Raw genomic sequence first — 5,667 nt, 5'->3', positions numbered from 1 at the left:
ATGAGGGAGCTATTCTGATGAATCGCAACACGCGTCGTTTATTGACGGCAGGTGTGTCTGGTATTGCGCTTGCCGCCTTGCCATTCGTTCCTGCGGGTGCCGTAACGGTTCCCGGAGACAGCATTGCCGATGGTGATGTGCTTGACACCACGGCTGCGGCTGACGGTGCCATTATGGTGGACATTTCGGCGATCGCTAACGCTGACGCTCTTGGTGAGCATGAGGAGGCTGTTTCGACCGTTTCCGGCACCGGGGAAGGTCAGGTCGATGTTGGCGGCGTTGCTTCGGTGGACGTGTCGAACGGCGGGGTGTTCTCGATTCTTGCTGAAGGCACTGCCGGTGATGCTGCAATCCCGAACATCGCAGTCGAATTGACTGCTGTTGCGGCGACTGGCGCGGCTTCTGTTGATTTCGCGAACAATGATTCGTTCTCGGTCCTTGCTGATGCCAATCAGGCGGGCGTTGGGGCCACCTCGATCAATGCGTTCGTCGACCTTGCGGTTCTGCAGTCTGCTTCGGCGGCAACTGGCGATATCAGCATTGGCTTTGTGAATGACAGTGCAGCTACCTTCGCTGCTGGTGCCGATGCCAATGCTTCGGCTTCCGAAGATGCGATTGCGGGGGCTACGATTTACGGCGGCCTGGTGCAGACCGGTTCGGGCGAAGATGCGACTTTCAATTTCACCAACGATGGTGGCTTTGCCGTAACGGCGAAGGCTAACGCGCTTGGTGGTGGCGGTGCGACCGATACGGCGGAGGCGACTGCTTTTGCCGGTGGTGGTGCTGCTCAATATGTGGGCGGTGCGGACTCCGCGACGTTCGCGATGAACAACTCGGGTTCCGTTGAAGTGGCTGCTACGGCTACGGCTGCGGCATATGATGCTGCTGGTCATGCGTTTGCCGGGCTCGGGCTTGGTCAGGCTGCTGTTGGCGTAACCTCGGTTGATCTTGCGATCACTAACGCTGCAGGTGCTTCCGTTGATGTGACCGCAAAGGCGGTCGGCAACGCGGCAACCGGCGACAGTGCTGATGGCACGGCTATCGCTGTGGCTGGTGTCGCGCAGGGTGCGCTTGGTTTTGACACGGCATCGCTTACTTTGACGAACGACGGCTCGATCAATGTTGCTGCTACCGGCAGCGGCGTTGCGGGCACGGACGTGTCGCTGGCGACTGCTACGGCCCATGGCCTTGCTCTTGCAGGTGTGGGTGCCGGACAGATCGCTGTTGGCGGGACTGCTGCCACCCTCGATATGGCCAATGGCGTGGATGGCGCGATTTCGGTTCAGGCGCTTGCCAAGGCTTCGGCCGAAGCGAGCGTTGTGGCGAACGCGAGCGCGACGGCTGTTGCCGGCGTTGGTGCGGTACAGGCTTCCCTGTTTGCGGGCAGCAACACGCTTTCGTTGAGCAATAGCGGTTCCATCGCTGTGACGGGTTCGGCTGAGGCCGTTGCTGCCGGCGCGGGATCTGCCGATGCTTCTGCTGCTGCCATTGCGGGAGCGGGTGTTGCTCAGATCGGTCTCGGCGGGGTTTCTTCGCTTACCTTGCTCAACGACGCCGATGGTGTGATTGATGTCAACGCGATCGCTGAAGCGACGGCAGGCGAGGATGCCTCCGCCAGTGCTAATGCAGTTGTCGGTGTGGCCCAGGTCGCAGCAGGTTCAGGCGATGGTTTGGTCGCCAGCGCGGCGATGACCAATGACGGTGTTGTCGATGTCTCTGCTTCTGCCGGTGCTACGGGAGAATCCGCAGCTGCATTGGCTGCCGCGGGTACTTCGTTGTTCGGCATCGGTGGTGGCGTGCTTCAGGCAGCCTTTGCCGGCACTACGGGCATCACGACGGCCGATGCTTCGGTCTCCTTCGTCAATTCGACCAGCGGTGTCGTTAATGTCAACGCGGTCGCCAATGCTGTCGCGGACGGCAACGTCCCCGGTTATGAGGCGCAGGCTGGTGCTTATGCAGGTATCGGCGTCGGGCAATTGGCGGTCAGCTATGACAATGGCAACGCGACGGCTGCTCTGACGAACAGTGGCACTGTCAGCGTCAATGCAACTGCCAACGCGACGGATACTGCCTCCGGTGGTGATGCGCAGGCAGAAGCGGCGGCCGGCAGCGCGTTCGCTCAGGGTGCGATCGCTCTCGACGAGGGTAATGCTACTGTTACCCTCGACAACTCGGGTTCGCTTTCTGCATCGGCTTTGGCAGTTGCCAACGCGGATGACGTTGCAGAAGCTTCCGCTTCTGCTTTCGGCGGTGCCCAGAATGCGATGGCGAATGATGACAACGATCATGTCGCTTCGGCCAGCATCAACAACACCGGTTCGATTGCGGTCGATGCCACGGCGCAGGCCAATGGTGGTGCAGGCTTCGGGTTCTTCCTGCCGGTTGAGGCGAATGCTTCTGCTGGTGGAATTTACCAAAATGCAGAAACCCATCATCTGACCGATCCGTCGGGTGATGCGGAAGTCACCCTGGTCAATGCCGCTTCGGCGACCATCAGCGTGGCGGCTAACGCGACTGCTACGGGTACGGGTGTTGCGCTTGGTGAAGCCACGGCATCTGGGATCGGACAGCAGGCCTACTCCGATGAAGGCAGCGCCACGGTTGAATTGTCCAACGATGGCACGATCTCTCTCGGGGCGAATGCGAATGTGACTGGTGGCGATTTCGCCGGTGCAGACGCAGGCATCGATTATGGTATCTACCAGACAGCCACGAATGCTGAGAGTGACGATGTCGCAACGGTAACGCTGACGAACACCGGCACCATTGATATGGCTGCCGTTGCTTCCGCGAACACCACCGAACCCGGTGGCGTTGCCTTCGCGGCGGCCAATGTCGGCGGTGCGGGCACGGCCGCTGGTATCTACCAGGAAGCTAACGGGTCGACTGCGACAATCAACAATTCCGGTTCGCTGGCATTCACTGCCGATGCGAGCGCGACGGCTGATGCCGAAGCTTTCGGATTTGCGATTGCCGATGGGGTTGATCAGTACGCTTCTGCAAGTGCAGTGGGTGATGCGGCTGTCGCGACCTTCAATAATGAAGATGGCGGCACGTTCGATGTCGAAGCGTCGGCTTTCGCCAGCGCCGATGACGCCGATGCCTTCGCCTTCGGTTACGGCGTCGATCAGAACGTTACTGGCGTGACCGCTACTGCGGCTTTCACCAATGTTGGTGACTTCACGGTCGGGGCTGCTGCTACCGCAGTCGGTGCAACGGAAAGCTTCGCTTTCGCCAGCGCCGAAGGCATTCAGCAGAATCTGTCTCCGACGGCTTCGGGTACGTTCGATAACTCGGGTAGCATTGTTGTCTCGGCAACGGCTGTCGCTTCGGGCACAGGCCTCGGTAATGCCGTGGCCTTGGCTGAAGGGCTTGAGGTCAACGGTGGGGCTTCGGTCAGCATCGTGAACTCCGGCACGATGAGTGTGGTCGCCAGTGCATCGGCCCCCGCTCCGAGTGGAAACTTTGCCGGTGCGACCGGTATCCACCTCAACGGTGGCAGCACTTCGGCAACGATCACCAACTCGGGTGCGATTTATGTCGATGCGATCGTCAATGACGGCACCACCGGCACTGCTGCGGCGACCGGCATTCTCGTGACCAACACGGGTGCCACGGTCAACAATGCTGCTGGCGTGATCCATGCAAGCGAAAGCACCGATGGTGGCGCGACGTGGACCTGGGGTAATGCAATCGATACGACCGGAGCTTCCGGCCCGGTTGTGATCAACCTGCTGGGTGATGGCTCGACGTATCAGAGCGCTTACCCGACGGGTCCGGTTGCCCATGGCGACATTTACGGCAACATCGAGCTTTCAGCGGACGACACGGTGAACGTGTCAGCCGGTGAAACGTGGTTCGATGGTCTCGTGAATGCAGGTGCCTATGCAGCGTGGTCGGACAACGATCCGCTGACCGATCCGGCGCTGTCTTCGGACGGTACGCTGAACATCGCCAGCGATGGTGTCCTGTTCCTGCGTGACGATCGCGGCGAAGCCGACGATGTAGCCGATTACGCTGGTCCCTCGCATGTGTTCGTGAACAGCTTCAATGTGGACGCCGGTGGCGTTCTGGCGCTTGAGCTTGCAGGCGGCCCTGTTGGTGGTGCTCAGACAGTCGGTACGTATCCGTCGGTCTATGCCAACGACATCAGCCTTGCTGATGGCGCGGTCATCGAAGCACGTCCGTCGAGCAGCAACGGCCTGTATGACGATGACTACTTCTACGACAATGTCATCGAAACCGGCACGGGCGGTGTTCTGGACGGCGGCACGCTGACGGCTCAGACCTCTTCGGTCCTGCTGACGGCGGAAGCGACCTATGACGGGGATCACAACGGTGACGGCATCGGGGACGGCAATGTCGACCTCGGCGTGACCCGCGTGCACTTCGACCAGGTTGCCGGTCTGAACATCAACCAGACCTCGGTTGGTCAGGCGATCGAAGGCACGTACGATCCGGGCCTCGATGCGACGAACGGTGCCTATGCCAGCATGCTGGCCTCGCTGTTCACGATCAACGATGCGACCGAATACGCCAACGCGCTGGATGCGCTCTCGGCTGACCAGTACGCAGGTTACCTGCGTTCGCTGGGCTGGCTGGGCACGCGGTTCAACGGCCTCATGAACGACATGAGCGAGTGCGGTAAGGGTATTGTCGATACGGAACTGTGCCGGAGCCCGGGCGACCCCCGGATCTGGGCTGAGTTCAACATCGGCCATGTCGATACGGACGGCGACGTTGAAGCCTCGGGCTTCGATGCCGACCAGATGTTCATCGCGATGGGTATCGACTTCGCGGTCAGCCCGAACTTCGTGCTGGGTGTCGCTGGTGCCTATGTGGAAAGCAACACGGACTTCGACCTGTACAACGGGAAGATCGACGCGAACGGCTTCCAGGTTGGCCTCTACGGCAACTACGACGCGGGCAGCTACTACCTGAAGGGCTCGGTGAGCTACACCGACCTGGATGGCGACTCGGCACGCACGATCTCGATCGGCAACCCGCTGACGCCGTGGCACGCGAATGGCTCGACGCTGACCGGTACGCTGGTTGGTGATCCGGATGCGACGATCTGGTCGCTTGCGGGTGAAGCCGGCTATCGTATCCCGCTGAGCGAGAATGCCACGCTGACGCCTTACCTCGGCCTCGACTATGCCTCTGTGAACCTGAAGAAGTTCACCGAAACCGGTCTGGCAGGTGCAAACCTGACCGTGGACGGCTCGGATGAGTTCTTCGCAGGTGAACTGGGCCTCGAACTGGCAGCGCAGATGGGCAATGTCGCGCCTTACATCAAGGCAGGCTGGCAGCATCGCTTCAGCAACGACACGGCTGACTTCGTGGGCGCCTTCGCAGATGGTCCGACGGGTACTTCGTTCGAAGTGATCTCGGAAGACTTCGCTGCGGACGCCGCAGTGGTCGAAGTCGGGATCGCGGCAGCACTGACGCCGGCGCTCGATGCGCACATCGGTTATCAGGGCCGCTTCTCGAGCGACGTGGAACGCCATGCCGGCGGGATCACGCTGAGCTACCTGTTCGGCGCTGCCGAACCGGCTCCGCCGCCACCCCCGCCGCCGCCGCCGCCGCCGCCGCCCCCTCCGCCCCCGCCGCCGCAGGTGGTGTGCAACAAGGGTCCGTACATCGTGTTCTTCGACTGGGATAAGTCGG

The 5,667-nt window shown here is 61.1% G+C and carries 1 protein-coding gene; it reads left to right on the top strand.

Annotated features, from left to right (window positions below; translation table 11 throughout):
- Positions 1-17: 17 nt before the first annotated feature.
- On the top strand, positions 18-5,667 hold a 5,650-nt coding region (locus tag MB02_RS18095; RefSeq protein ID WP_156495582.1), incomplete at its 3' end, for an autotransporter outer membrane beta-barrel domain-containing protein.

Source organism: Croceicoccus estronivorus (genome assembly GCF_001625325.1).
GTDB lineage: Bacteria > Pseudomonadota > Alphaproteobacteria > Sphingomonadales > Sphingomonadaceae > Caenibius > Caenibius estronivorus.
This window is presented reverse-complemented; position numbering and strand designations above follow the sequence as displayed.